Origin of the sequence: Marinovum sp. 2_MG-2023 (assembly GCF_030548265.1) — a bacterium.
Classification (GTDB): Bacteria; Pseudomonadota; Alphaproteobacteria; order Rhodobacterales; family Rhodobacteraceae; genus Marinovum.
Map to the genome: position 1 here is coordinate 316,970 of NZ_JAUOSD010000003.1, position 26,112 is coordinate 343,081.

Genomic DNA, 26,112 nt, shown 5'->3' on the forward strand with positions numbered 1-26,112 from the left:
ATGAAATTTCGCATTTTCTCCATTCTGCTTGCGGCTCTTTTTTCTTTGATCGCCGTCGCTTCTTTTGCTCAGGATGACTCGTTGAACGAAGCGGATGTAATTGCTTTAACCATCGACAATGCCGGTCCACAAACAGTGGATATCCTGGCGATTGCACCTGGCGAGGACGCCGTAACTCTTGCCGATGCCGAGCCTTTTGAAGCCGAGACAGAGGGCGAGGTGGATGTGCCGCCAGGCACAAAGATCATGGTCTATCGACAAGTGGATCCCGGCGCTGAGGCTGGCGAAGCGCGCCGCCCGTTTATGACTTTTACTGTAGCCGAGGCACCCGCCGCGCAGACAATGCAAATCCCGGATCCACGTGTTCTGACCCCAGTAAAGCTGACTTTTGAAAACGATATTTCTTCAAAAACCAATCTTCACCTGTATGACGCAAACGCCGAGAATGGCGTGAAAACTCTGGCGACGCTCGATGTCGGTGCCAGCCATGATTACAACGTCTATCCCGGCACGGTTTTTATGGCCCGCGCCGTAAATGGGTCACTTATCTCGACATTCCAGGTGGGGCTTGAGGGCGACCAGAAAGTCGTCATGAGCGAACTGGCCGAACATGGCGCGAAAACCGTTCCGATTACCGTAACCAATATGACTGGTGTCACATTAGGCATCAAACAGCACTTTGGCGCTTCGATTGTCCGTATCGCCGCTGTTGAGCCCTGGCATCATGCCACGGTGGATGTTGCTGTGGGCGCAGAGCTGCGGGTCGAAACCAATGGTGAGAGCGTGCGCTTGCTCAAATCGCATCGCGTCGAAGACAGGAGCGATCAGGACATTCTGGTCAGTTATGATGTCGCCGCATTCAGCGATCCCAACAGCGTGCCAACCTTTCCTGTCGAACGGTTGGCCAGCGACGTGCGAACGTCAGTGCTTGGTTTCTTGAAAAATATTGAAGGCCTGGAAGCCAGTAAGCCGGATTTGACGGGTTGGGTTGGTGTGAACAATAGCGACAAACCCATCTGGTTGTCTGGCTTCAAAGAGGGTTCCATCAGCAATTTCAAGCCTGTCAGGGCCAACGGTACGGCGCGTGTAATTGGGGCGACGGGCCAGTTGTCGGTCACTTGGCCGGGTGATATCGAACCGAAGGATGTCACGGCCAAAGACCTCCACTTGGCGATCCGCCCCAACCGGGGGATGCCGAGGATTATTGATCTGACACCGCCGGAAAAAGCCAAGGCAGCTGTGATTAACGAAGCGTGCCGGCCGCTGGATCTGTTTCAGGTCAACGCGTTTGGCAATTACGAACCACTTGGCCGTCTGTCGCCCAATGCCGGTCGTATTGACGTCGACGCCTATGAAGGCACGCGTCTGCTCGCCCGCCTTGCGGGTGGCGCGCTTGGGGAGGGTCAGGATTTCTGGCAGGGCGTGTTAAGTGGCGAAGACGACAATGTGCTTGCGGTGCGCGCGTCAGAAGACAACGCACATGACGCCATCCTGGCAAGCCGCCCGCCTGCAAGAAAAGGCGAAGAGCCGCGTACGTTGATCATCACCAACTTCACCAGCCGTCCGATCAAGGTTTTTCAACTTACCACAAGCGGCGCGATGCGGCAGATGTTTGACGAAGCAAAGCAACCAATCATCATTGAGGCGGGCACGGACTTTACGCTTTATCCGCCCGAGGGCCTTGGGCTTGTGTTCCGGCGCCCAAATGCCCGCGCCCATCGCAGCGAGTATGGACGCTATCGTGTAACATCGGCGCTTAATCAGGAAGTCGAGATTGGGCAACTTAAGGCCGAGTCTCGCGAGGCCTTGGGCGCATGGATTCGCAAAGAACCGCCAAACGACCCATCCGAAAACGCCAAGGGATCTGAATTCCTTACCATTGTGAAAACAGGCAACAGCGAACAGGTCAGCGGTTCGATGAATAGGTTGGAGCCAGGCAGCGACTCTGGCATGCGGTTTGAAGGATGTTTGCATGGCGCGGAAAGCTATGGAACCTGGTATCCAGAGGGTTTCAACTTCACATGTGACACGCCCGTTATCGACGCAAATGGCGTTTCCCAAGCGGCGTATGGGCGCTACCGCATGCAGGTTGTCAACGGCGAAATGGAATTCAGCTATGGCTATTGCACAGAACAGCCCAACCGCACCAGCTCTTGGCAATCACTGCCGCTTCATTTCGACGATATGGACCCTGACACCGAAGGTCTGACACACGGGATGATGGAAACGGCCTGGGCACCGCCCAGCTTCGAATGGCTGGGGCGTGGGTTCAACCTGCTTTATGCGGACCCGATGAATTACGCCTCTACCGAAGAGCCCCGAGCGCACAGCAAGCGGCCCCTTTTCAACTTCATTTTCCAGGATACCCAAGGCCGAGTGGGCGACAGTCGGGCCAAGTCCATTTTCGGCGTTTTGCATCCCAATGCAGGGGTCGCCTACAGCGAATGCAGCAACGTGCAAAAAGTGGTCAAAACAATGGCCGACATGCATGATTTCAGCAGCAAAGCGGTGAGCGGCAGCATCGGCGTTCCGGGCATCGCCTCCTTCTCGCTTAGCAAATCCCATTCCGAAAAGAACACTGCGGCCACTGGTTCCGAAAACCTTTACATCATGGAACGCTGTGACGTTCGGATGGATCAGCTTGATGTAAGCGTGCGTTGGACCGATCAATCGCTCTATGATCACATGCGACAACCGCTGGAAGCGAGCTTCAGGGAAGCGGTGAACAATCTGCCAACAGAGTTCGGCGACGGTAAAGCGCTTTTGAATTTTATCAAGCTTTACGGCACCCACTTCTCTGAAAGCGTGGCGTTTGGCGGCACTTTCTTTGCGGAAACCAAAGTGAACAAAGAAACCTTCCAGCGCGGTTTCGACGTTTCCGACGGGGTTGGTGTCGAGGTATCAGGAACAATCAAAAAGGTTCAGCTTGGCGGATCGTACAAACAGGAAGACACCGAAGGCCGCAACGGTGACAACCGCCATGAAAACTCGGAGTATCGAAAGTTTTCCGTGGGCGGGAATGGATCTAAGATTTACGACGACTGGGCCAAGTCGATCACCGAAAAAGACCAGCTTCGTGCGCCGATCCAAATTCAGTTTCGTGAAATTACGGATCTGCTGACGCCGGTATTTTTCCCGACCGATCCCGATATCGGTAGAAAGAACCGGGTAGTACGGAATGCCATAAAACAATATTATCGCCAATTCGCCGGAGTTGATTTGACGACTTATGGTTTGGAAGGGCTTAACAAGCGTGATCCAAGACAAATTTGCGCGCGGATGGAAGCGCTCAAAGTCACTTCAAAAACCACCGGCGGCAGCTTCAGCGGCAATCTTATCGGGAGCTTTGTCAACAGCCGGGGTGAGAAAATTTCCAACGTATCCGGTACGCTCGGGCTTGGCATGCGTACCGATAGCCCGTTCCGGCCCGATGGGTTCCTTGCTATGGCACAAGGTACCGATCTAATCACCAACTTCGATTTTGAGAGTGACGCCGGTTTTGGATGGGTAAGAGAATACTGCACGCCTCTCACGACCGAGAATTACGTGTGGGACGGCTCGCTTTGCCTGGAAGGCGAGTTTACCAACAACGATGATAGGTCCAGCCGTTGGACCGGTGATTGCAACTTTTCGCCAAAACTTTTCAGCTTGGCCACCGTCGAGCGCAACATCCCGACCATCGTTTCCGACAGTTTCGTAACTGCCGAAAGCGTTGTCGAATACAAGATTCGCATTTATGTGCCATAAGTCGATTAAGAAGGGCCTGCCCCATTTTGCGACGCCTTAGCGGTTTGGGGGCAGGATGCATTGATTTTCCACCTATTGGAGTGAAATGGTCCCAGCTTTTCGGACGGTTTTGCAGCTTCGCTAAGGTGTATCGTGTTTCGGTTTCAAGCTGCTTTTCGCTCTTGCAAGCCCGTCCAATATGCGTCGTCGGGCGTTTGCCGATCAAGCGCGGAATGGGGCCGTTCGGTGTTGTAGAATGCCATCCAGTTCTTGATGACAGACTGAGCCAGGAGGCCGACATTGATTTCATATATGGCTTCCTGTTTCAGGCTGCGCCACAGCCGTACAATGAAGATGTTGTCCAGGTATCGATCGCGCCCATCCATTGAGATGCGCACGCCTGCATCGGTCAGCGTCGTGATCCAGGCCGATCCGGTGAATTGCGAGCCCTGATCGGTATTTATTATCTCGGGTGGACCGTGTTTGGCGATGGCCTCTTTTAAGGCGTCTAAGCAGAAGTCCGCGTGCATCGTGTTCGAGAGCCGCTAGCCCAAGACTTTGCATGTGGCTCAATCCAAGATGGCGACCAGATATGCGAGCAGAAGCACTAGCTGAACATGGCTGGCGACCTCTTGGTATTCGCCTACGGGTCGCTGATGTGGGATCCGGGCCTCTATTTTGAGGAGGTTCGCCGCGCACGGCTGCCGGACCACGCCCGGCGGCTCATCCTCAAGGACATATACGGGCCCCGCGGCACAGTCGAGGCACCCGGCTTGGTGGCCGCGCTCGACCGGGGCGGAGCCGGTTTCCAGTTCATCCAGAATGCGACCCACAGCCTCGTCGATGGCCGAGACCGATGCATAGTATTGAGCCCGCGCCTCTTGTTGCGTTGCGGCGTCAGGGCCACCACTCTCGATGTTCAGAATGTCGCCGCCGAACACGCGCTCGTCGCTGGGGATGTCGGCAAAGCTACAGTGCCGATACTGGTCGACCAAACGCTCAGGCTGGCCGTCCCAAGGCGAATGGGTGGCGTAAAAACTGGTGAAGTGAAAGAACGGTTTTGCCCCATCGTGGCGGCGCAGGAACTCTACCGTTCGGTCCGCAATGTGGTGGGTCTTGTAGCCTGCAAGCGTGGTCATTTCGCCATTGTCGGAATAACGATAGGCCCCCTTGTGCTGGATCGGATAGTCGCCAGACAGGGCGAACCAATCGTCAAAACCGGGCTGGACCCGCTCATCGCGCCCCAGGTGCCATTTTCCGGAAAAGCCGCAAGAATACCCTGCGCCCGCAAGCAGTTTGGGCAGTGTCTCGAGGTCATCCAGCCATTCATTCTGGTGATACTTGTCCGCCGCCGCGATGTAATCGTGCACGCCATGTTGCGAGGGCATCAGCCCGGTAAAGAAACAGGCGCGCGCCGGAGAGCAGACCGGGATCGGCGTGAACGCATTCTCGAAGACCACGCCCTTTGTGGCCAGATGGTCGATGTTCGGCGTTCGAAGTTCCCTGTTGCCATAGGCGGGCAGGGCCCACTGGCCGTGATCGTCATTGAAAAGAACGAGTATGTTCAGGTTTTCAGCCATTCGGTGTCACCCGAATGGTGCCGAGATACTCCAGCGGCAATTCACCGGGGCGCAGAAAGCTGTCGGTGACCGCCACGGGATCCATCGTCATCGTCTGCATCAGTGTGTGCACATGAATGATCGGCGCGCCAACCCTGACCGCAAGCTTCTCGGCAAGAGTATCGTCAGCACTCAAGGCATTGATCGAAACATTCTGAGTAAATCGCGTGTCACCAATGGCATGGCCGATCTGGGCCACCATGTCTCCGGTAAAGCCGGCCCAATCCGTGATGCGCTCAAGGATGCGCGCAGGCAGATAGTCGACGACGTAGACGACCGGTGTGCCATCCGCGCTCAGAACTCTCTCGACCTTCTGGATGGCCGCCTTGCGTGAGGCGGAAAGCTCTTCGGCCACCGCCTGTGACGGTACACATTCCATGGGGCCCTGCAGATCGACCGAAAGGGTGCGACCAGACTCGGCGATGAGCTGCGGAAAACTTTGATAGGTGCCGTGTCGCTTCGGCGAACGACGCAGGAATGTCCCTATGCCGTGGTTGCGCAGCACGAGTCCCTCGGTCTCCATTTGGACCAGGAGTTCGCGTATCGTATTCCGGCTGACGCCGAACCGTGCGGCCAGCGTCGCTTCGGAAGGAAGTTGATCGCCTTCGCCAATCGCCTCGCCTTCAACGAGGTCAATCAGGAGATTGCGGATTCCATAGGATTTGTCGGGGTTCATTTTGCTCATGCGAATCTACATACCGCAATAAAGGTTGGACGTCCATCCTTTGATTCAATGGACCGAAGCACTCCATAAAAGGGGCATTAAAAAAGGGTTGCAGGTGAGGGGCTTAGGGTATGTGCACAAATTTTGAACATCGGGTGCTTGTGTCACACTGTGACAGCAATTGGGAAAATGCCGCGCGATGCACGAACGGCCGGTCCGGCAAAGCCGCACTGTGGGGTAGGCCTCTGCGTCGAATGTCTGCTTCTCTAATTGGGTGTTTGGGTCAAGCTCGTTTTCCTTGTTTGTTTTGGGTCATTGTCGCTCATCCGGGTCACGCTTCTCTTCGCAGTCTTGTTGATGCCGCGATAGCACCGCCGCACGCATATGTCGGATCGGCAGTGGAGAGCCTTGCTTGGAGACGCGCTTCAAGGTGCGCAGCAGCCATTTTCGGCTTCTTGCACAGACCTCGTCCGGTGAGGGACGACCCCGTCAGGTTAGGTGGTTGGCGTATCAGATCATGCTGTGCCCTCCACCTGTGCCGGACGGAATTCTGTGCCATCTGCCCACATCCGGTGGAGCAAAACGGCGAGTTTGCGGGCGACAGCAACGACAGCACGACGGCGGCCTTTGGTGCGGATCAGCCTCATGCCCCAGGATTTGATCTGCGACCCGGCCATCGTGCGCATCAGAAGCGCATTGGCCGCTGCGTAGAGCGTCGCACGGACATCTCGGTCGCCTGCCTTCGATATGCGGCCAGGATTGTCGTGTTCACCCGACTGATATCGTCGCGGTGTCAGTCCAAAATGCGCGGCAACCGTGCGGGAGCGCTTGAAGCGAGCGGGATCATCGACAGCAGCCTTGAAGGTCAAAGCGGCAATAGGGCCGACACCCGGCACAGTCATCATGCGCATGCATACGTCATCGTGGCTTGCCGCGCGTTTGACCCGCCAGTCAAGTTCCAGAAAGTGCTGATACAACACGAGCCGCGCATCAAGGAGTGGCACCAGCGCATGTGCCAGAACATCGTCCATTTCGATCATAGGTCTGACGATGCCGTCAAAGCTGCCATGCTTCACAGTCTTGGGCAGGCGGATCCCGAAGATCTTCAGCAGCCCCCGTACCTCATTGGCAAGATCAATCGTTTTGTTCAGCAGCGCTTTGCGAGTACTAAGCAATGCCCGAACACCATGGGCTTCACGGCTCTTCATGTGGACTGGGCTGAACCAGCCAGTGCGCAGGATTTGCGCAATACCACGCGCATCGTTCTTATCCGTCTTGTTGCGCATGGCCGACAGCGCGGCGTTCACTTGACGCGCTTCCATGCATACAACGTCAAGACCTTCTGCCTTGAGGCCGAAGTACAAATGCTGACTCATGGTGCCTGCTTCGAAGCCGACCCGTTCAATCGGATATGGAAAAACGGCAAGGCACTCTGCGATTTCTTTGACCTCACAAAGCAGTTCCCGCTCCAACAGCACCGCCCCTTTGGTATCGACGATACAAACCGCACACGACCGCAGCGACACATCTAAACCAGCATAGTATTCCATCATCTATCTCCCTTGTTCACAGCTATGCTGTGATCCTATCGGGAGCTCGACCTCAGAACAGAGGGCAGCCCAATTACGCATGCTCAGGGCCGAGGTTGCATTTAGCCTGTGGGAATTTCACGCGATACCGGCTCAGCTTCGCGCAACTCGTGGATCAGCCGGTCGCGAAATGCGATGTCCCCAACCGCTCCGCCACGCCCTGCGCCCAGCGGTGCGGTCATCAGATTGACAACACATTGGCAACACAACGGCCCACAATGCCAAGGTTCACGTTTTGCACCGCCGCATGTCCGCTCAGCGCCGATGCTGACCGATGCTCCGGGGCGTTCAGACGGCTGCGATCCGCAGGAAACCGGGCCTGTTCCTATGAGAGGGCCAATGTCACCACAATTTCGGGAGCGCAGGTTGAGCCACGCTCAGGTTCGCCCAGAGTCTCAATGCAGCAGTTGCCGGAGAAAATCCCTGGTCCGCGTGTGTTGGGGGGCATCAAAGAATGAATTCGGATCGTTCTGCTCCACGATCTGGCCCGCCTCCATAAAGATGACCCGGTCCGCGACCCGCCGTGCAAATCCCATCTCATGGGTGACGCACAGCATGGTCATGCCGTCACTGGCCAGTTCGATCATGGTATCAAGCACCTCCTTGATCATTTCCGGATCAAGCGCCGAGGTCGGTTCGTCGAACAACATGATCCGGGGCTTCATGCAAAGCGAACGGGCAATGGCCACACGCTGCTGCTGACCGCCGGACAATTGTCCGGGATACTTATGCGCCTGATCCGGGATCTTGACCTTTTCCAGGAATTCCATGGCGATCTCTTCGGCCTCCTTGCGGGGCGTTTTGCGGACCAATCGCGGCGCAATCGTGCAATTGTCGAGAATGGAAAGGTGCGGGAAAAGATTGAAATGCTGAAAGCACATGCCAACCTCTGATCGCACCTTGTCGATATCTTTCATCTTGTCGGTCAGCTCGTAACCATCAACGATGATCCGGCCTTCCTGATGTTTTTCGAGGTGATTGATGCAGCGGATCAATGTCGATTTTCCAGACCCGGACGGCCCGCAGATCACGATCTTCTCGCCTTGTTTCACGGACAGATCCACGTCCGTCAACACTTGAAACGTACCGTACCATTTGCTGACTTTTTCAAGCTTTACAGCGTCCATATCTTTGATCCTTTCCTGTGCCGAAATATACCGCGTATCTGTCCAGACGCGCCCGACGGGTGGTTTACGCCATCTCGATTGATCGTTTTCGCGCGGCATCAATTGCGCTTGCGATCACAGTTTGCAGCGCTGCGTCCCGCGCCAATGCCGCCAATCCCGCAGCGGTTGTCCCACCCGGGCTGGTCACCTGCTCACGCAGCAATGCAGCATTCGGTGTCTGTTCGATCAGCCCGCCGGCCGCGGAACAAGTTGCAAGCACCAGGGTTTCCGCCACGTCCCGGCTCAGCCCGTTTTCAATCGCTGATGCGATCATGGCCTCGCACATGGCAAAGAAATAGGCGGGTCCGCTGCCAGAAACTGCTGTCACCACATGCATCTCGTCTTCTGATCTCAACCAGGTGAAATGGCCAAGCGCCCGGAACAGCACCTCAACCAGAGCGGATTGATCCGCATTGGTCTGCTCCGACGCGATCCCCGCGCTTGCGGATTGTCCGATCAAGGCGCCGATATTCGGCATCACGCGGACAATTGGCTGATTGCCAGGCGCGCTCTTGCGCATTTGGGCGATCTGTAGTCCTGCGGCGACAGAGACAAGAACGGTCTCCGGCAAAAGATGGCTGTGGATCGTTTCGATGGCGGCACAGACCCCATCGGGCTTCGTGGCAAACACAACCGCATCGGGCCGCATATCCGCTGGCAGGTTCTTCAGCTCAACCACCGTCAAGAGGCGGGCACGCACCCCGGCGTCCAGCCTTTCCAGGCGGGGGCCAGCCATCGGATCAGCAACAACAAACCGGTAGGTGTCATCCAGCGATTGCAGCCAGCCCCGCAACATGGAAAACCCCATGTTACCGGCGCCGACAAGCAGGATCGTTTTCATCGGTATTCTCCTAGTTCCCCGGCAGTCGCAGCCGTTTTTCGAGGATGCGGAACACCTGCAAGGCCACGAAACCAATCGCGAGGTACACAAGCCCGGCAACCGGGAAATACTCGAACGGCGAATAGGTCTTGGCGATGAAGGTCCGGGTGAGCCCGGTCAGTTCCATGATTGTGATGGTGCTGGCCAGAGCGCTGCCCTTGAGCGTGAAGATGATTTCGTTCGACAAGGACGGCAGCAGATGGCGGTAGGCTTGCGGCACCTCAATGCGTAACAACGTCTGCAGCCTGCTGATGCCCAGGGCGCTCGATGCCTCCACCTGGCCTTTGGGAAGGTTCTTGAGCGCTCCGTACACCAGAATGGTCGAATAGGCGCCGACATTCAGCGTTAGGGCCAGCATGGCCGCCCCTTGGGCGCTGCCGAAGATGACCCACAAGAAGCTTTCGCGCACAAAGGTGATCTGGGCCACGCCGTAGTAGATGATAAACAGCTGAATCAGCAGCGGCGTACCGCGAAAAATGAACGGATAGATCCGCAATGCATTGTGCAGCACCCCCCTTGTCAGATGCAGGCAACTTCCCAGTACAAGGGCAATGAACTGTCCTGCCACAAAGCCGACAATTGTCAGCTTCACGGTCAAGCAGATTGCCTCTGGAAGTCTGGCGATAAAGTCTTCCATCAGACCTTCTCCGAGTTCACGGGAACCATGTGGCGGTTCACCCGGGTGGAAACACCTTTCAGCGCAATTTCGGAAAACGCCGTGATCGCCAGATAGAACAGCGCGCCATAGCAATAATAAAAGAGCGGGTCGTGCTTTACGCCCGCTGCCAGCGATGACTTGCGCATCAATTCTTCCAGCCCGATCACAGAGACCAGAGAGGTTTCTTTCAAAAGAATGAGCCAGAGATTGCCCAGTCCCGGCAAAGCCCTTTGCATGAGTTGCGGAAAGATGATGTGAAGGAAAGATTGAGTGCCGCGAAGTCCCAGCGAATGCCCCGCCTCGAACTGGCCTTTGGGGATGGCTTCAAATGCCCCCCTCAGCACCTCATAGGAATAGGCGGCAAACACCAGTCCAAGCGCCAGAACCCCGGCGAAAAACGGGCTGAGCTCCGTATAGCGCCCGAACAGCTTTGTCAGGATCACGGCAGCCCCGAAAAATGTCAGGAAGATCACCAGGATTTCGGGAATGCCGCGAACAACCGTCGAATACACGCGAATAAATCCGTTGATGCCACGGTTTTTCAGCTGGCTGAGCAACAGAAACACCGTTGCCAGGCTCAGGGCAACAACGGCGCTGAAAACCCCCAGTAACAGCGTGACGCCAGCGCCAATCAAGAGTTGAAGAGTATAGTCGGGCATGAAAGGCTCCTGTTCCTATCCGAAGGGCGCTGGCCGGGACTTAGTAGATATCGAGGCCAAAGTACCTTTCGCTGATCTCCTGGTATTGACCGCTGTCACGAATTGCCGCGAGCCCGGCATTCAGCTGGTCGCGCAGATCGGTATCTTCCTTGCGGATCGCGATGGCGATCCCATCGCCAAGTTTCAATTCGCCGCCGCGCCACGCAAAGCCTTTGCCCATTTCGCTCGCCAGAAAACCCTCGGTCAAAGCAATGACTTCGCCCAGCAATGCATCTACCCGACCTGCCGCAAGATCGAGATTGGCCTGATCTTGCGTATCATAAAGCTGGATCGTGGATGTATCGCCATAGACGTCTTCAATGTGGTCCGCCTGAACCGAGCCGCGTTGCGCAGCCAGTGTCTTGCCGGTCAAACCTTCAACCGAAATTTCAAGATCCGAGTCGGCCGCAACCAGAAACTGTGACGGCGTTTGGTATAGTTTGTTGGTAAAATCGACCTGCTGGCGACGCTCTTCGGTGGCAAACATCGACGCAGAGATTGCGTTGTATTTACCGATCAACAGGCCGGGGATCAGGCCATCCCATGCCTGAGCTGTAAACTCACAGTCCAGCCCGGATGCTTCGCAGGCCGCCAGCGAAATTTCGACATCAAAGCCAACGATCTCGCCCGCGTCGTTTTTGTAGTTGAAGGGCGGATATTCGGCATCGGCAGCCAGCACGATGGTTTCGGCGGTCGCCGGCATAGCCGCTGCAAGGCCGATTGCGGCCGCGCTTACAGCGGCCAGAAAGGTTCTCTTTTTCATGTCTATCTCCATGTTTGGGGTCGGTTGTGTTTGGTTATTCGAAGGTCTTGAGCGCCTCCGCGAAAGCTCTGACAGTTGTTTCGACATCCTCGGGCTGATGGCCCAATGTGCTGCAATTGTGCAGAGTATTCGATGGGCTGACATAGACGCCAAATCCACGCAAGTGATTGGCAAACCGCGCGAATTTAGAGCTGTCTACCCGGGCGCAATAACTGCGGAAGTCTGTGATTTCAGGAGCGTCAGTGAAGTAAAACTGGAACAGCGACCCCACCGATTGGCACAGAATCTGGTGGCGGTTCTGCTTGGAAATCACCTCTGCGATCCCCTGAACCGTCGCCTGGCCGATTTCCGTCAGGTGCTTGAACCCGGCATTGTCGTTTGCAGCCAGCGCCCGTGTTCCCGCAAGGCCAGCGGAAACACCAACACGATGGGCGTTGAAAGTTCCAAAATGCATGACTTTGCCCCAGCCAAGCCCATCCATTAGCTCATGCGAGGCGCAAATCGCGGCCAATGGGAAGCCATGCCCGATCGCCTTGCCATAGGTGACGATGTCAGGCGCAAGGTCATACAAATCAACGCAGCCGCCGGGTGCCACACGGAAACCCGTGACGGTTTCGTCCAGGTAGAAAAGCGCACCATATTCGCGGCACAGCTCTTGCATCCGTTTCAGGTAACCGTCCTTTGGAAGGATCACACCGATATTGGCCATCACACCTTCGGTGGCGACACAGGCGATCTCGCGGCCACGATCCCGAAACAGACGTTCCAGGGCCGCGATGTTGTTCCAGGGTAGAACGATTGTGTCCTCAACCGCACCTTGCGGAATGCCCGAACTGTCAACGATGCCAACAGGCGAATTTTCGTGCCCCAGGGTTGTCACGGGCTGCGGGTTTGTCGTCACCAGCAGGGAATCCGCCCAGCCGTGGTAATGGCCCTCGAACTTCACGATCTTCTTGCGACCTGTATGCCCGCGCGCAAGACGAATGGCCGCCATACAGGCCTCGGTGCCGCTATTGGCAAAACGGACCTTTTCGGCCACCGACACCATATCGACGATCAACTCGGCATATTCGATCTCTTCGGGGATGGCGGCGGCGTAATGGGCACCCGTTGCCACGGCGCGCGATGCGGCATCGACCACCGCGGGGTGGGCATGACCCGTGGACAAAGCGCCAAAGGCGTTCATCCAATCGATATAGCTTTCACCATCGACATCATAGAGACGGCAGCCTTCGGCCCGCTCAATATAGGGTGGATAGGGTTTGAACACCCGCGGTCCGCGTGAGGCAGAGTTGCCGCCATCCACCAACACCTTTTCGGCACGGTCTGCCAGAGCTTTTGATTGTTGTCCCAAGATCTCAGCTCGCCTTGTTTCGGTCGACGCAATCGGCCATCAGGCACATCAATTCGAACATCACGGTGGCGGCGATCAGGGCTGTTCCACCAGAAGGGTCAAAAGGCGGCGACACTTCGACGATGTCCGCGCCAATGATGTTGAGGTCCTTCAAAGACCGCACCATCTTCAACGCTTCGTAGCTGGTGATGCCGCCGATTTCCGGGGTGCCCGTTCCAGGGGCAAAGGCCGGATCAAGGCTGTCGATGTCAAACGTCACGTAGACCGGCGTGTCACCAACAATGTCGGTGGCCTCTTTCATCGCCGCGACGATGCCCATGTCATAGAGCTCGTCAATCGTGATGACCCGCATCCCGTGATCATAGCTGAACTTCCAAAGATCAGGTACAATCGTGCCGCCGCGAATGCCGATCTGAACCGATTTTTTGGGGTCGATCAGACCTTCATTCACGGCGGCGCTGAACGACGATCCATGATGGTGTTCCGACCCCTGATACATACCGCCCGTGTCACAGTGGGCGTCAATCTGCACCAGTGCAACGGGGCCATCCTTGGCCATCGCGCGCAGAATCGGAAGGGTCATCGAATGATCCCCGCCGACGGCCAGCGGAAGGGCACCGGCCTCTTTTATCTCGGCAAAGAAACTCTCGATTTCCTTGTGTGCATGCTCAAGCTCGAACGGCATCACCGGCCAGGCATCACCAATATCGCCAATGCGGGCTTTTTCATATGGCGCAGCGCCAGTGGCCTGATTGTAGCAGCGCATCATGGTGGATTGGATGCGCACGTCGCGTGGGCCCAGCCGTGTCCCGGTGCGGTTGGTGACGCCGCCATCATAGGGAACGCCGCACATTGCAATGTCGAGATCTGCGAGTTTCTCGGTGAACGGCGCGCGCATGAAACTAGGGATGCCAGTGAAGCGTGGGTGGGACTTGGGGTCTTCAAGTTCCGGAAATTGCGAGAGCATCTGACGGCGAAAGTTCATGAGTAACCTCGTGGTTTTCTGGTTTTTGGCGAATCGTAAATAAGTTTTAATCGACGTTATCCGTAGTTTTGATATATCAAAATGATGTTTTGAGAAGGGTATTTTTCGTTTTAGGCAAATATTTCTTTGACCAAGGCGTCAATTTCATAGACATTCACGAGCACCACGATGAAGCGACACCATGCCCTCTGCTCATGAAGAAAACCAAATAACCCCGAGGAGGGGACGCAATGCAACCGCTTGATATAGAACAGAAACTGACATCATCGAAGCTTGCAGATGACCTGCGTCAACGCATCATTCAGGGCGAGCTCGCCCCTGAATCGCGATTGCGGCAAAGGGAGATTGCACAATATTACGACGTGAGCGGCATGTCGGCGCGCGATGCGGTGAAGATCCTGCTCAAGGAGGGGTTTGCCACCCAGGAGGGCGCCAAGACGGTTGTGGTGTCGCCGCTGTCCCCGATGGACTTCCTTGAAATCATGGAATTGCGCCTGATGCTGGAACCCCGCGCGCTGGAGCTGTCGGGACCGCGCCTGTCGAAAAAGGACTTCAAGGAGCTGCGCGCCATCCTCGGCATTGAAAACCCGGACTGGTCGCCACTGGAAACAGCAGAGCGGCATTGGACCTTTCACGAGCTGCTTTACAGCCGCGCGGCACGGCCACGTTCCGCCGCCATCTTGCAGACACTCAACGGGCATCTTGTGCGATATATGCTGCCGCTTTGGACAAGTGTCGGGTTGGGCGACGACTGGCGTCCGCACCATCTGCGCCTTGTCGACCAAGTCGAAGCAGGCGCCTACAAGGAGGCGTCAGAAGAGTTGAAAGCCGATCTGTTACAGACAAAGTCCCGGGTTCTGGAAAATCTGGTCATTGATCCGGTTCAATGACGGCTGCTGACCCTTGGGCGGATTGGCAAACTGGCGGTGATCGCGGCTTGGGTGGGCGATCGCCCAACCCGCGCCAATTGGCGTAAACACCAGCTGGGCTCAAATCGCGGCTGGAGGAAAGTTCAGTGGCAGGCCAATTGGCAATTTTCGCCCCCAATTCGAAATTATGCGCATCAACTGAAACTTTTGCACGCGGGGGACCGTAGCTTTGGGCGTCTACATTAGAAAAGCAGGAGATTTCAAATGCCCGGTAAAACTATTCCGCCAAAGCTGATCAACCAGATTGACGCCAAAACCGGTCAGGACGTTCTGACCGGCACCACGGACGTTGACAGTTTTCATTTCAAATTCACCGACAACAAGATTTCCAAGGATGACACGCTCGACACTGGCGACGCAATCAAAGGGTACCAGCACGGCGAAGACATCAAGATTGATGGCATTATGCTGAATTCGAGTGACGTAACCCTCGTGGAAAGCAAGACAAAACAGGAAGTTACACTTCAAATTGACACCAATGGCGATGGAAAGGCCGATGTTGATCTCGTATTGAAAAATTACATTGGCTATGAGCTCGACGTTGTGAGCAGCAAAAAGGATGGCACGACGACCATCAGTGTTTCGGATGATCCGATGGAGCTTGATAGCCGGGAACATATCCTTTTGAGCGCCCCGGACGAAAAGGAATCCGAAGACAGTTTCATTTTCCATGAAACGTCGGAAATTGACCGGTCTGTCGACGAGGAATTCATCGTCACGCAGGATATGGTGTCAAATGATCTGATCTTTGCCGATCGACAGCCGATCCTGAAATCGGAAATGCCGGACATGATGGTCGACACCAATATCCCGCTGGTATTGGAAGATTATTTCGACATGGGATAACCGCCCAGCAAGAATGCGGCACTTGAAAAGCCTGGCTGTCTTTGGGGAACCGGACAATCCCCAGGGGCGGTCAGATCCCTTTGTTGCCAAATGCCGCGCCATGTATGAATGTCCGTTCCGAAAGGTCAAATGTCACGGAACCGATCAAATGAAACTGCTCAAGCCAGACATCCATAATCTTCCGGCTTATCTGTCGGCGTTGCACCGCGGCTGGTTGCCGGACAATGTCCGCCCGGAGGCCGCGCAAGAGCAGATCGCCAGCATTGCAAAAGACGCCGAGACCTTTGTTGCAAATCTGGATGATCCAACGGCGAAGGCCGGCCCAATCACACTGCCGGATGGGTCCAAGGTGCCGCGCTTGCCCAGTTTCCGGCGATGGATTTGGGATGATGAATTCTGTGGCCACATAGGGTTGCGATGGAAACCGGGCACCGAGGCGCTGCCGCCCACCTGTTCGGGCCACATCGGCTATACAATTGTGCCTTGGCGCAGGGGCGAGGGGCTGGCCACTGCGTCGCTTGTGGCCTTCCTTCCCGAGGCGCGGGCCGTCGGGTTGAAATACGTTGAAATCACCACCAATTCGGACAATCACGCGTCGGCGCGGGTCATCGAAAAGGCCGGCGGCACATTGGTGAAAACCTATGTTGGGGACCCGTCACTTGGCGCGCGGGAAACGCTGTTGTTCAAAATTCCGCTGGCCGCGTAACGCGCCTGAATGCGGCGTGAATGCGGCCTGAAAGCCACCTGTCAACGCGATCATATGACCGGTCGTTGCGGGGGGCTTTGACGGCAAAACATCCTACTTCTCGTTCAGCAACGCGGTTTGGTTCATCGAGATCGTGCCCTGGGCCAGATAATCCGGCAATTTTGGTGGCAGCAGAACCGACAGCGTTTGCAGTCTTTTGCAGGTGCGTTCCCGTGCCTCGACGAGATGCAGTTCCAACAGTGACGCCGCCGCCGCGATGTCGTTGCGGGACAAAGCCTCAAGCACGGCGATATGTTCCCGGATCAGCCGGCCACCAGCCGGGGATCGGCCCAGCAAAAGGCGGAACATTTCATTGATTGCCAGGACGAGGCGCGATTTTTGTAGCGTCTTGAGGAGATGGTCATTGGTGCAGCCCGACAGCGCCCAGATGTGCAAAACCCCCTCCATGTCCGACAGCGCCGCCGCGGTGGGTTCCGTGCTTTGACTGCTGAGCTCTTTCGCCGACTTCAAGGCCCGTTCGATGTCCTGTCTGGCGATACGGGGCGCGGATTCCGCAAGGGCAACGGGTTCAAGAAGGATACGCAATTGATAGTGATTGCGCACGTCCGAAACCGTCAAAACCGGCAACACCCATTTGGACCGTTCGTTCTTTTCGACGATCCCCGAACTGCGAAGCTGCGAGAGCATGTCGCGCACGACTGACCGGCTGACGGAAAACCGTTCGGTCAGTTTGGCTTCGTTGATCTGCAATGGCCCAAAGGGCAGGGCGCGGATCAGCTCCTCGCGCAGGACCGGCAGGATCTGGTCGGGGTTGGACACCGCGCGCGGCACCGTGCCGCTGGCCATTGAATCAAACAAGGCCTGTTCAATCGAATGACGGCGCGGCGGCGCCGAAGAATCAGTCCCGACAAGGAACCCGCGACCGTCGAAACGGGTGATGATCTTGGCATTGTGAAGCTCGGCAAGCGCTTTGCGAATGGTCGTTCTGCTGGTGTTGAAATGCCGGGCCAAAGGGTCTTCGGTCAAAACCTGACCGACCTCCAGACGGCCGTTTTCCACGGCGGTTCTGATCGCTTCTGAAATCGATATGTATCTGGGAATCATCGACAAATTTCAGGGTCTTCCTTTGGGTTTCGATCGCGGCGGGCGGCCAATACGCGGTGCGCGTGGCACGCCCAGCGCCATGGTGATGTGTACCCCAGGGGGGCGGGCGAGGAAACAAAAGTCTTCTCTTTTTTCAAAAATGATCTTAAGAATGCAAAAGATCAATAATTGACAGGAGGGGTAAGATGGCACTTTCGGAAATGGCGGCGCAGGGTCTGGACGTCGGGGAAAAATCACGTTTGCAAGAGGCCTCGATCTTGCCGGTTTGGCTGAACCAGCGAACGATTGGCGGTTTGGGCTATGTGTGGATTTGGATCGGCATGGCGGTGATCATTGCCACGTTCCAATTGGGTGCGGGCGGTGTGGCGGGGCTTCCGCTGGCGACTGTGATTGGCACGATCTTTCTGGCCAACCTGTCCCTTGGGCTGGTGATGGCCCTGACGGCCGACATTGGCACCGAACATGGCATCAGTTTTGCGGTCTATCTTCGGGCGCCGTTTGGAACCATCGGCACGCATCTGCCATCGGTGACACGGGGCATCGTTGCGGCGGCGTGGTTTGGGATTCAAACCTATCTTGGTGCGCTGGCACTGAACGGTATCGTGTCTTACCTCGGGGGCTTTGACAGCTGGGTGTTCTGGTATGTGGTCTTCGGGCTGATCCAGGTCGTGAATACCGCAATGGGCATTCGCGCGGTTCAGGTTCTGGCCAGCATTGCCGCCCCGGCCATCGTGGCGATTTCAATCTGGATGTATTTCACCTTGGAAAACGTCGCTGCGGCGGGCGGGCACAATATCTGGACCTTTGCTGGCGACGCAGAGATGAGCGTTGTGGCCCTGTTTGTGGCCAACATGGCCTTTTGGTCGGCACTGGCGGTGGACATTCCCAACATCACCCGGTTTCTGAAAACCAAAGGTGGCGAGAAGAGCTTCTTTCGGCGCAACCGCAATGTTTTTGTCGCGCAATTCATCGCCCTGCCAGTGGCGCAAAGCTGGATTGCCTTGATTGGCGCTGTGTCCTTTATCGCAACGGGCGACTGGAACCCGGTCAATGTCATTCAGGAACAAGGCACCGGTGCGACGCTGGTCGTGTTGCTGGCGATGGTGATCCTGGCGCAATGGTCCACCAACACCAGCGCAAACCTGATCCCGGCGGCGCTGACCTTTGTGAATGCCGGTGCGCCGCGCATCACCTATGCGATGGGTATCGTGATCGCCGGCATCATCGGAACGCTGACCATGCCCTGGCTGATCCTGAACCATCTGTTCACTTACCTTGGCATGTATGGTGCCGTCCTGTCGGCGGTCGGTGGTATCATGGTCTGCGACTATTTCCTGATCCGGGGGCGTCGGTTGAATGTGCCTGATCTCTATCGGGAAAACGGTCAATTCCGGTACTTTGGCGGATGGAACCCGGCGGGTTTGATCGCCTGGGCCGTGGGCGGCGGGCTGGCACTGTATTTCATCCAATATGCCTATGTCGTGGGGTTCCCGGCCGCGATGGCTGTCTACTATGTGCTGATGAAAATCTGGGTCATGCCGCAGCATCAACAGGCCGAGGTCACAGACCCGGACGATGCAAAATACCTTGCCACATCGGTGAACCTGAACTGGGTCTATACGGACGGCAAGGGCATGCAGCGGGTCAAGACGGCTGACATTCCCGACGACGCCATCGCGCGCGAAGACCTGTAATCCCGGTCACGCATCCAGGCGGGTGCACATCGCACCCGCCACAGGGGGACATCATGACATTGACATGTGAACAGCAAATTTCCGGGGCAGGGGCAGGGGCTGGGGCGGACTGGCGTCCGGCGACGGACAGGGCCGCGGCGGGTTTGGCGGCGCTTGAAGGCTGGACCGGGTGCGGGGCCTGCACGGCAATCACACCGGACCGTGCAATGAAACAGGCCGCACAGGTCGATACCCGGATGACAAAAGGCCAGTCGCTGGGGCCGCTGGACGGCGTGCATGTGGTGTGGAAAGACATCATCGATCAGGCGGATGAGGTGACAACCTGCGGATCTGGCTTGCGAAAATCCGCCCCGCCAGCACGCCATGACGCGCACTCCGTTGCCCGGATTGAGGCGGCGGGGGCGGTGTCCCTTGCCCGCACAGGCCTGTCGGAATTTGCCTTTTCTGGATTGGGTCTCAACCCGCATTTCGGCACACCGCCGTCGGCTTTGTCGACTGACGTGCCTCTGGTGCCCGGCGGCTCCAGCTCTGGTGCGGCGGTGCTGGTGGCGCACAATCTTGCGGATCTGGGGGTCGGCACGGATACCTCGGGTTCCATCCGTCTGCCTGCGGCGCTGAATGGCATTTTCGGCTTTCGGCCCAGTGCGGCCCGCTATGACAAAACCGGCGTGTATCCGTTGTCCCGGACACTTGATACCCTGGGGACGCTGTCGCATTCCTTCGATGTGCTGCGGGCGGCGGATGGGGTTCTGACCACAGCTGCCCCTCGGGGTGGCCGCAAGGAAAAGGCAGAGATTTGGGAACTGTCGGACAGCCTTGGCCCTGTCTGGGGCGAAGAGGTTGCCCGGGCCTATGATGCGGCCCTGGTGGATCTGTCGGCTGCGGGCTGGGTCATCAAATCGGCGCGCCTGAAATCCGTTGACGACCTGCACGCACTGACCACTGCCCAAGGCCAACTGGTGGCGATCGAGGCGCGGCGAAATTATGCGGATCTGTTGGCCAGTGATCAGGCCGCTGCGATTGATCCGATGATCCGAACGCGGCTCGAACAGGCGCCGGTTCTGAGTGATGCGCAATATGCAAGCTACCTGCGCACACGGGCGCAGCTGGTCCGGGACGCACAGGCCGAGATTGGCGAAAGGCTGGTTGCCTTTCCCACGGTCCCGTCGCTGCGCCATGCGCTTTCTGACTATCAGGGCAATCCCGACGCGGCGCAGGATCTCAATTCCAGATTGCTGGGGGCCACGATGATCGGCAGCCTTCTGGACTGGCCCGGTCTGGCGCTGCCGCTGCGCGAAAACGGCGGCCGCGTGCAGGGTTCCATCCTGCTTTCGGCGGCCTCTGGCAACGATGATCATCTGCTGGCGCAGACCGGCCGCATCGTTTCCGAACTTACCAATGCAACCTTCATCTCACAGGGAGAAAGTTATGACTAAGGAAATTCTGGTCGCTTATGGCGTGGACGTGGATGCCGTCGCGGGATGGCTTGGATCTTATGGCGGCGAAGATTCGCCCGACGACATTTCGCGCGGCATGTTCGCAGGCGAGGTCGGCTCGCTTCGGCTTCTGAAACTGTTCGAGAAATATGATCTGCGGACCACGTGGTTCATTCCCGGGCATTCGGTGGAAACCTTCCCCGATGAAATGGCCGCTGTGGCCAAGGCCGGTCATGAAATCGGCATTCACGGCTATTCCCACGAAAATCCCATCGCGATGACCCGCGAACAGGAGATGGCCATTCTCGACAAATCAATCGAACTGGCCACCGCCCTGAGCGGCAAGCGCCCGACCGGCTATGTCGCGCCATGGTGGGAATTTTCGAATGTCACCAACGAGTTGCTGCTGGAACGTGGGATCAAATATGACCATTCGCTGATGCATAATGATTTCCATCCCTACCGGGTGCGGGTCGGCGACAGCTGGACCAAGATCGACTATACCCAGCATCCTGATGCCTGGATGAAGCCGCTGGTGCGGGGCGAAGAAACCGATCTGATCGAAATCCCGGCCAATTGGTATCTCGACGATCTGCCACCGATGATGTTCGTCAAGAAATCGCCCAACAGCCACGGTTTCGTCAATCCGCGCGACATCGAGCAGATGTGGAAAGACCAGTTCGACTATGTCTACCGCGAAAACGATTATGCGGTGTTCACCATGACCATTCACCCCGACGTGTCCGGTCGCCCGCAGGTCTTGATGATGCATGAGCGGTTGATCGAATACATCAACAGCCATGAAGGGGTGCGCTGGGCCACATTCGACGAAATCGCCGACGATTATAACGCACGCGCGCCGCGCAAGGGGTAATCAAATCGGGCAGGTGGGGCCATCATGCCCCACCAATGCCCGCACAAAGGACAAAACAACAATGTGTGGATTATGCGGAATTTTTGGCACGGATGACCACTGGAGCGCCGCCGGTCTGGACACAGCGGCTTCGGCGGATCCGGTGCAGCGACGCCGGGATCGCGCCAACCGAATTGCGGCGGTGAACCGGATGCTGGACCGCAGGCGCATTCAGCTGTCGGATTGGCAGGGGCAAAGCTATGTCCTGCGCAGCATGACCGGCCAGCAGGCCATCGTCAGCAACGTGACCGAGGTATGGGCCGCGCTTGAAAAAGAGTTCGGCTGCGGATTTGATCCTTTGGATGAGGCGAATTTCCCCGACTGGAGCGCGGCGTCATGACCTATCGGCCCCCTGTTCCAATCACGTTGCTGACCGGGTTTCTGGGCGCGGGCAAGACAACCTGGCTGTCGCGTGCGCTCCAGGATGAAACCGCCGATCGGGTGGCGGTTCTGGTGAACGAATTCGGCGCGGTCGGCATTGATCATTTGCTGGTGGGCACAATCGCGCCGGACACGGTGTTGCTGAATTCCGGCTGTGTCTGCTGTCAGATCCGGGGCGAATTAAAAGACGCCATCCTGACCCTGATTGCACAGGCGCGCAGCGGCGAGATCCCCCAGTTCGACCGGATCGTGATCGAAACCACCGGGCTGGCCGATCCTTCGCAGATCCTGTCGACGTTGACGTTTGATCCGGTCCTGCACAACCAGGTGGTGTTGCAGGATGTCGTGACCGTTGCCGATGCGTTGAACGGTGCATCCCTGCATGCCAAACAGCCGGAATGGGTTGCCCAGGTGGCGGCGGCCAGCACGATTTTGCTGTCGAAAACCGATCTGGTCCCAGAGACCCGGTTACAGGATCTGGGGCTGCGGCTGGCGCTGATCAACCCGGCGGCACAGCTGCTGGATGCGCGGGAAAACCCGACCTTTGCGGATATTGTCGGCGGCGGAACCATTGATCCGGGCGCGTCGTGGGCCGCCGGGTCGGCGCATCGCGATGGCACCGGGGCCGCGACCCTTGGCCTGACGTTTCAGACATCATTGGACTGGACCAGGTTCGTGGTCTGGCTGTCTGCGCTGATCCACCGGCATGGGGCCAATCTGCTGCGGGTCAAATGCCTGTTGAAAACGGACACCGGTTTTGTCCTGATTGACGGTGTCGGGCATACGCTGCACCACCCGCGTCACCTTGACAGTGCAATCGCTTCCGATCAAAGCTCCCATCTCGTATTCATTGCGCGTGACCTCGACATGGCGCGGCTGCGCGCCTCTTTCGAGGCGTTCTTGAACGTAAAAACAGTCTGACGGGCAGAGCGCACATTGCCGGACCACTTGAAATCGCCGTCCTTGCAGATCAACCCGCCGGTGCTGCGCGTGCTGGGCACGGGCGTGACGCTGATTGACACAATTCTGGCCTCGGCCGAGGCAGATCTGGGAATCCGGCTTGATTTCATCGCGCTGGACGGGATCGAGGCCCAGCGCCGTGGCGTGCTGGCGCCGGACAGTTTCGACATATACGACCAATGGTTTCACGATCTTGATCTGATTTGGCCGGCAAGATCGCTGCGCCCGATTGATGTGTCCCGCATTAATTGCTGGGATCAGGTGCGCAACTGGCCGGTTCTGCGCGCCGGTGCAGACAGGGACGTTCCGAACGGGGACACTCTGAACAGGGACAATCTGAACGGGGGCGTTCTCAGCGGCTCTCCGCTGGATCGGCTGTTTGTGCAGGAAAGCGGCGAGCTGGGATGCGAAGACACCGGGCGGATTTCCATGCTGCCGACGGTCTATAACGCCGACAGTTTTGCCATTATCGGCGAGAGCTCTGCCCCTGACCCCACCAGTTGGGGCGATCTTCTGTCCGAAGACTGGCGCGGGCGGGTCGCCATTCAGGCCGACGCCGCCATCGGCGTGCCCGATCTTTTGCTAGCCTTGCGCACCCGCGGCGAATTTCAATGTGAAAACCCCGGAAATCTGAGCCTGAGTGAAATCGGCAGTTTCATCCGGTTGGTGAAGCAATATCAACTGTCCGGTCATTTCGCCGGGTTCTGGACCGACACGACCCCCAGCACCGGCCGGTCTGCAAAACTGTCGACGATGTGGTGGTCGAACTATCTGTCACAAAAGGCCAGGGGCATGCCCATCCGGATGTGCGCCCCGGCCGAAGGTTATCGTGGCTGGTGCGGTGGCATGGCCCTGTCGCAAAGTCTGGACCCACGCACCGAAGAGCTGGCCTATGCCTATCTGAACTGGTGGCTGTCCGGTCCGGCGGGCGCGATCATGGCCCGGAACGGCGCCTATATGGCGGCCCCCGGTGCGGCGCGTGCGCATTTGTCACCGGTTGAGTGGGATTTCTGGTATGACGGCAAACCCGCCGCCGCCGACATTTGCGATGCCTTTGGCAACGTTGTATATCATCCCGGCGACCTGCGCGAAGGCGGAAGCTGTGAGACGCGGCAAAGACAAATCGTGATCTGGAATTCGGTGATGGAAGAGCATAATTTCCTTGTCCGGCTCTGGGAGGTGATCACCTCAAAGGCCTTGATTTAAGGCGTTATTCGATGCTTCTGGCGCGCTGTTGCGGGTCGGTGCCACAACGGTCAATTGCGCGGCGCGGTCATGCCGGCATCCAATCGGCTTTTAAAAGCCCCCCGGACAGAGTAGGCATCCCAATCCTTGGAGATTTGGGACAAATCATGGCGCAAAAAGCTACCATTTACAAAGTCGAACTCTCGGTCTCTGACATGGATCGGCATTATTACGAAACCCACAAGCTTACCGTGGCCAAACATCCGTCGGAAACCGATGAACGGTTGATGGTGCGCCTTGTGGCCTTTGCGCTGAATGCTCATGAGCATCTGGAAATGACCAAGGGGCTGTCGACCGATGACGAGCCGGACATCTGGCAAAAAAGCCTGAGCGGCGAGCTTGATGTTTGGGTGGCACTGGGGCTGCCCAGCGAAAAGGTGATGCGCCAATCCTGTGGCAAGGCGGGCAGGGTGGTTGTCTATCCCTATGGCGGTCGGACGGCGGATGTCTGGTGGGACAAGATCAAAAACAGCACCACCCGGTTTGACAATCTTCAGGTGATCAACCTCCCCGAGGCCGACACCGCCGCATTGGCCAATCTGGCAAGCCGCACGATGCAGCTTCAGGTCAATATTCAGGATGGTGACGTGATGGTCAGCGTCGGCGATGGCATCGTGTACGTAAATCCGGTGGTTTGGAAGGGCGCGGCATAGGTCCGGCCACCCGCCGCTATAGAGGGGTTTGCGTCTGTCACGACCGGCCCGCTTTCTCTGATGGTGTCGCTTTCGATGCGCTTTACCGTTGATGATTTCATGGCCCGTGACATGAACCAAATGCGCGTGCCGCAAGGCGCAGCCCGTCAATCCATCAACGTTGCCAGCCAATCCAGAAACACCCCAAGCCGGCGCAGCCCCGACACGCGGGTGAGGTAGAGCGCAGAGATTTCCAGCGGCTCGGCTTCCAATTGACCGGGCAGAAGTTCCACCAGACGGCCGGCGCGCATGTCTTCGGCGATCATGAAGTCGGAAAACCGTGCGATGCCCAGCCCGCCCAAAACCATTTGCCGCACCGCTTCGCCATTGCTCGCGGTTAACGCGGTGGGAACGGCCACCGGGTCGGGGTGACCGGCAAAGCGCAGCGCATTGATATGGTCCGGCATGGCAAAGCGGACTTGTTCCAGCCGCCCAAGGTCGGCAGGCCGCTCTGGCCAGCCATGGCGATCAAGATATTCCGGGGTCGCCACCAATTTCCAGACCGTCTGCCCCAATGGGCGGTGCAGCATTTCGCTGTCCGGCAACCGACCAAAGCGAATGGCCACATCCGCATGACTGCCGATCAGATCGACCAGCGTATCCGTCATATCAATCGACAGCTGAATACCCGGGTATGTCGCGCGAAACTCGGCCAGGCGCGGGGCCAGCACATGCAGGACAAACGGCACCGGCGCGTTCACCCGCAGTGGGCCGGCGGGGGCCTGTCCGCTGGTTGCGATTTCCTGCAGGGCTTCACTGCGGTCCAGAATTTCGCGTGCCTCGGCCAGAACGGCGGCGCCTTCGGGGGTGATTTCGATGGATCGCGTGGTGCGGCGGAGCAATGTGACTTTCAACTGTTCTTCCAGCCGCGTGACCGACCGGCTGAGCGTCGAGGCCGACACGCCACGCCGCCGCGCGGATTCAGCAAAGCCGCCATCATCGACGATCCCGACAAAGGCAGCCAAATCCCCCATGCGCAGCAATTCGTGCAGTTTCTGCAATGATCCATTCCAAACTTGTCCGTTCCCGCAATAGATAACGGCAGGCATATACGGCGTCGACATCAAATTTATTGGAGAAACCCGATGCCACTTGCCCTTTGGG

23 protein-coding genes and 2 pseudogenes are annotated in these 26,112 nt (G+C 57.4%); 12 read left to right on the top strand and 13 right to left on the bottom strand.

Annotated features, from left to right (window positions below; genetic code table 11):
* Entirely contained in the window at positions 1–3,747 is a 3,747-nt protein-coding gene (locus Q4577_RS06120) for an MAC/perforin domain-containing protein (protein ID WP_303469733.1), read from the top strand.
* Positions 3,748–3,890: 143 nt separating this feature from the next.
* Here the strand turns inward: Q4577_RS06120 and Q4577_RS06125 are convergent, their stop codons facing one another.
* Positions 3,891–4,256 (bottom strand): integrase core domain-containing protein, encoded by a 366-nt coding sequence (locus Q4577_RS06125; RefSeq protein ID WP_303469732.1) that lies wholly within the window; start codon positions 4,254–4,256, stop codon positions 3,891–3,893.
* 126 nt (positions 4,257–4,382) lie between these two features.
* Between Q4577_RS06125 and Q4577_RS06130 the strand changes: the two are divergent.
* Positions 4,383–4,457 (top strand): annotated as a pseudogene (locus tag Q4577_RS06130) (hypothetical protein); the annotation flags it as partial.
* A gap of 84 nt (positions 4,458–4,541) precedes the next feature.
* Here the strand turns inward: Q4577_RS06130 and Q4577_RS06135 are convergent.
* From Q4577_RS06135 to speB, 10 genes and pseudogenes are all read right to left on the bottom strand, one after another.
* Positions 4,542–5,306: pseudogene (locus Q4577_RS06135) on the bottom strand (sulfatase-like hydrolase/transferase); the annotation flags it as partial.
* A complete protein-coding gene (locus Q4577_RS06140) occupies positions 5,299–6,030 on the bottom strand; it encodes a GntR family transcriptional regulator (protein ID WP_303469730.1) in 732 nt (243 codons plus the stop codon). The pseudogene Q4577_RS06135 and the gene Q4577_RS06140, both read right to left, overlap by 8 nt.
* A gap of 494 nt (positions 6,031–6,524) precedes the next feature.
* Complete coding sequence (locus tag Q4577_RS06145) at positions 6,525–7,559, bottom strand: IS110 family transposase (RefSeq protein ID WP_303469869.1); 1,035 nt, start codon at positions 7,557–7,559, stop codon at positions 6,525–6,527.
* Positions 7,560–7,993: 434 nt separating this feature from the next.
* A complete protein-coding gene (locus tag Q4577_RS06150) occupies positions 7,994–8,725 on the bottom strand; it encodes an amino acid ABC transporter ATP-binding protein (RefSeq protein ID WP_303469729.1) in 732 nt (243 codons plus the stop codon).
* 64 nt (positions 8,726–8,789) lie between these two features.
* Entirely contained in the window at positions 8,790–9,605 is an 816-nt protein-coding gene (gene proC / locus Q4577_RS06155; protein WP_303469728.1) for a pyrroline-5-carboxylate reductase, read from the bottom strand.
* 10 nt (positions 9,606–9,615) lie between these two features.
* Positions 9,616–10,281, bottom strand: a complete 666-nt coding sequence (locus Q4577_RS06160; protein WP_303469727.1) for an ABC transporter permease — start codon at positions 10,279–10,281, stop codon at positions 9,616–9,618.
* Positions 10,281–10,961 carry an ABC transporter permease gene (locus Q4577_RS06165; RefSeq protein ID WP_303469726.1) on the bottom strand — a complete coding sequence of 227 codons (681 nt, stop codon included), beginning with the start codon at positions 10,959–10,961 and terminating at the stop codon, positions 10,281–10,283. Before Q4577_RS06165 ends, Q4577_RS06160 begins: the two co-directional genes overlap by 1 nt.
* A gap of 40 nt (positions 10,962–11,001) precedes the next feature.
* Positions 11,002–11,763, bottom strand: a complete 762-nt coding sequence (locus Q4577_RS06170; RefSeq protein WP_303469725.1) for a transporter substrate-binding domain-containing protein — start codon at positions 11,761–11,763, stop codon at positions 11,002–11,004.
* A gap of 34 nt (positions 11,764–11,797) precedes the next feature.
* A complete protein-coding gene (locus Q4577_RS06175; protein ID WP_303469724.1) occupies positions 11,798–13,117 on the bottom strand; it encodes an aspartate aminotransferase family protein in 1,320 nt (439 codons plus the stop codon).
* 4 nt (positions 13,118–13,121) lie between these two features.
* Positions 13,122–14,102, bottom strand: a complete 981-nt coding sequence (gene speB, locus Q4577_RS06180; protein ID WP_303469722.1) for an agmatinase — start codon at positions 14,100–14,102, stop codon at positions 13,122–13,124.
* Positions 14,103–14,332: 230 nt separating this feature from the next.
* Between speB and Q4577_RS06185 the strand changes: the two genes are divergently transcribed.
* The 3 genes from Q4577_RS06185 to Q4577_RS06195 all read left to right on the top strand — a co-directional run bounded on the left by Q4577_RS06185 (position 14,333) and on the right by Q4577_RS06195 (position 16,583).
* On the top strand, positions 14,333–14,992 hold the full coding sequence (locus Q4577_RS06185; RefSeq protein WP_303469721.1) for a GntR family transcriptional regulator: 660 nt from the start codon (positions 14,333–14,335) through the stop codon (positions 14,990–14,992).
* A 243-nt stretch (positions 14,993–15,235) separates the two neighbouring features.
* Positions 15,236–15,877 (top strand): hypothetical protein, encoded by a 642-nt coding sequence (locus Q4577_RS06190; protein ID WP_303469720.1) that lies wholly within the window; start codon positions 15,236–15,238, stop codon positions 15,875–15,877.
* 148 nt (positions 15,878–16,025) lie between these two features.
* Positions 16,026–16,583 (top strand): GNAT family N-acetyltransferase, encoded by a 558-nt coding sequence (locus tag Q4577_RS06195; RefSeq protein ID WP_303469719.1) that lies wholly within the window; start codon positions 16,026–16,028, stop codon positions 16,581–16,583.
* A gap of 93 nt (positions 16,584–16,676) precedes the next feature.
* Here the strand turns inward: Q4577_RS06195 and Q4577_RS06200 are convergent, their stop codons facing one another.
* Complete coding sequence (locus tag Q4577_RS06200; protein ID WP_303469718.1) at positions 16,677–17,687, bottom strand: GntR family transcriptional regulator; 1,011 nt, start codon at positions 17,685–17,687, stop codon at positions 16,677–16,679.
* A gap of 185 nt (positions 17,688–17,872) precedes the next feature.
* Between Q4577_RS06200 and Q4577_RS06205 the strand changes: the two genes are divergently transcribed.
* The 7 genes from Q4577_RS06205 to Q4577_RS06235 all read left to right on the top strand — a co-directional run bounded on the left by Q4577_RS06205 (position 17,873) and on the right by Q4577_RS06235 (position 24,969).
* On the top strand, positions 17,873–19,381 hold the full coding sequence (locus Q4577_RS06205) for an NCS1 family transporter (RefSeq protein ID WP_303469717.1): 1,509 nt from the start codon (positions 17,873–17,875) through the stop codon (positions 19,379–19,381).
* A 53-nt stretch (positions 19,382–19,434) separates the two neighbouring features.
* Positions 19,435–20,817: an amidase family protein gene (locus Q4577_RS06210; RefSeq protein ID WP_303469716.1), complete on the top strand. Its 1,383-nt coding sequence runs from the start codon at positions 19,435–19,437 to the stop codon at positions 20,815–20,817.
* Positions 20,810–21,691, top strand: coding sequence for a polysaccharide deacetylase (locus Q4577_RS06215; protein ID WP_303469715.1), 882 nt, complete (start codon positions 20,810–20,812; stop codon positions 21,689–21,691). The genes Q4577_RS06210 and Q4577_RS06215 overlap by 8 nt, the downstream gene beginning before the upstream one ends.
* Positions 21,692–21,752: 61 nt before the next feature.
* Complete coding sequence (locus Q4577_RS06220) at positions 21,753–22,070, top strand: hypothetical protein (RefSeq protein ID WP_303469713.1); 318 nt, start codon at positions 21,753–21,755, stop codon at positions 22,068–22,070.
* Complete coding sequence (locus Q4577_RS06225; RefSeq protein WP_303469711.1) at positions 22,067–23,032, top strand: GTP-binding protein; 966 nt, start codon at positions 22,067–22,069, stop codon at positions 23,030–23,032. The genes Q4577_RS06220 and Q4577_RS06225 overlap by 4 nt, the downstream gene beginning before the upstream one ends.
* Positions 23,033–23,047: 15 nt before the next feature.
* Entirely contained in the window at positions 23,048–24,277 is a 1,230-nt protein-coding gene (locus Q4577_RS06230; RefSeq protein ID WP_303469709.1) for a PotD/PotF family extracellular solute-binding protein, read from the top strand.
* 146 nt (positions 24,278–24,423) lie between these two features.
* Positions 24,424–24,969: a YaeQ family protein gene (locus Q4577_RS06235; RefSeq protein WP_303469707.1), complete on the top strand. Its 546-nt coding sequence runs from the start codon at positions 24,424–24,426 to the stop codon at positions 24,967–24,969.
* Between the two features lie 146 nt (positions 24,970–25,115).
* Here Q4577_RS06235 and Q4577_RS06240 read toward each other — a convergent pair whose 3' ends face one another.
* Entirely contained in the window at positions 25,116–26,009 is an 894-nt protein-coding gene (locus Q4577_RS06240) for a LysR family transcriptional regulator (protein ID WP_303469705.1), read from the bottom strand.
* Positions 26,010–26,112 lie beyond the last annotated feature (103 nt).

Excerpts from the sequence above, each read along its gene's own strand:
- Q4577_RS06120 (WP_303469733.1), top strand. The coding sequence starts at position 1 with ATGAAATTTCGCATTTTCTCCATTCTGCTTGCGGCTCTTTTTTCTTTG.
- Q4577_RS06125 (WP_303469732.1), bottom strand. The coding sequence starts at position 4,256 with ATGCACGCGGACTTCTGCTTAGACGCCTTAAAAGAGGCCATCGCCAAA.
- Q4577_RS06140 (WP_303469730.1), bottom strand. The coding sequence starts at position 6,030 with ATGAGCAAAATGAACCCCGACAAATCCTATGGAATCCGCAATCTCCTG.
- Q4577_RS06145 (WP_303469869.1), bottom strand. The coding sequence starts at position 7,559 with ATGGAATACTATGCTGGTTTAGATGTGTCGCTGCGGTCGTGTGCGGTT.
- Q4577_RS06150 (WP_303469729.1), bottom strand. The coding sequence starts at position 8,725 with ATGGACGCTGTAAAGCTTGAAAAAGTCAGCAAATGGTACGGTACGTTT.
- proC (WP_303469728.1), bottom strand. The coding sequence starts at position 9,605 with ATGAAAACGATCCTGCTTGTCGGCGCCGGTAACATGGGGTTTTCCATG.
- Q4577_RS06160 (WP_303469727.1), bottom strand. The coding sequence starts at position 10,281 with ATGGAAGACTTTATCGCCAGACTTCCAGAGGCAATCTGCTTGACCGTG.
- Q4577_RS06165 (WP_303469726.1), bottom strand. The coding sequence starts at position 10,961 with ATGCCCGACTATACTCTTCAACTCTTGATTGGCGCTGGCGTCACGCTG.
- Q4577_RS06170 (WP_303469725.1), bottom strand. The coding sequence starts at position 11,763 with ATGAAAAAGAGAACCTTTCTGGCCGCTGTAAGCGCGGCCGCAATCGGC.
- speB (WP_303469722.1), bottom strand. The coding sequence starts at position 14,102 with ATGAACTTTCGCCGTCAGATGCTCTCGCAATTTCCGGAACTTGAAGAC.
- Q4577_RS06185 (WP_303469721.1), top strand. The coding sequence starts at position 14,333 with ATGCAACCGCTTGATATAGAACAGAAACTGACATCATCGAAGCTTGCA.
- Q4577_RS06190 (WP_303469720.1), top strand. The coding sequence starts at position 15,236 with ATGCCCGGTAAAACTATTCCGCCAAAGCTGATCAACCAGATTGACGCC.
- Q4577_RS06195 (WP_303469719.1), top strand. The coding sequence starts at position 16,026 with ATGAAACTGCTCAAGCCAGACATCCATAATCTTCCGGCTTATCTGTCG.
- Q4577_RS06200 (WP_303469718.1), bottom strand. The coding sequence starts at position 17,687 with ATGATTCCCAGATACATATCGATTTCAGAAGCGATCAGAACCGCCGTG.
- Q4577_RS06205 (WP_303469717.1), top strand. The coding sequence starts at position 17,873 with ATGGCACTTTCGGAAATGGCGGCGCAGGGTCTGGACGTCGGGGAAAAA.
- Q4577_RS06210 (WP_303469716.1), top strand. The coding sequence starts at position 19,435 with ATGACATTGACATGTGAACAGCAAATTTCCGGGGCAGGGGCAGGGGCT.
- Q4577_RS06215 (WP_303469715.1), top strand. The coding sequence starts at position 20,810 with ATGACTAAGGAAATTCTGGTCGCTTATGGCGTGGACGTGGATGCCGTC.
- Q4577_RS06220 (WP_303469713.1), top strand. The coding sequence starts at position 21,753 with ATGTGTGGATTATGCGGAATTTTTGGCACGGATGACCACTGGAGCGCC.
- Q4577_RS06225 (WP_303469711.1), top strand. The coding sequence starts at position 22,067 with ATGACCTATCGGCCCCCTGTTCCAATCACGTTGCTGACCGGGTTTCTG.
- Q4577_RS06235 (WP_303469707.1), top strand. The coding sequence starts at position 24,424 with ATGGCGCAAAAAGCTACCATTTACAAAGTCGAACTCTCGGTCTCTGAC.